Genomic DNA, 387 nt, shown 5'->3' on the forward strand with positions numbered 1-387 from the left:
ATTTCCATCCAAATCGGCCCAATCGACCATTGGTGAAAGTTGAGCTGCAGCACTTACTCCACAAGAAGTTTCTGTCATACAGCCTATCATTACTTTCATATCTAGAGCTTTGGCCAAATTCATCATTTTATGAGCTTCTCTCATTCCGGTACATTTCATTAATTTGATATTAATTCCTGAATAAGCTCCTTTTAATTTTGGAACATCAACCAAACGTTGAACTCCTTCATCGGCAATTGTTGGAAGCGGACTATGCTGTGTTAGCCAGGCCATGGTATCCAAATCATACTTATCCATTGGTTGTTCAACAAAAACAACTCCTTGTTCTTTCAACCAATGAATCTTATCCAATGCTTCATGCTTGTCTTTCCAACCCTGATTTACATC

At 38.5% G+C, this 387-nt stretch carries 1 protein-coding gene; it reads right to left on the minus strand.

Annotated elements, in window-relative coordinates; all coding sequences use genetic code 11:
• On the minus strand, window positions 1-387 hold a 387-nt coding region (locus NQ163_RS20665), incomplete at both ends, for an enolase C-terminal domain-like protein (RefSeq protein WP_326493343.1).

The sequence above is a fragment of the Marinifilum sp. D737 genome, from assembly GCF_026672275.1.
Taxonomy (GTDB): domain Bacteria; phylum Bacteroidota; class Bacteroidia; order Bacteroidales; family Marinifilaceae; genus Marinifilum.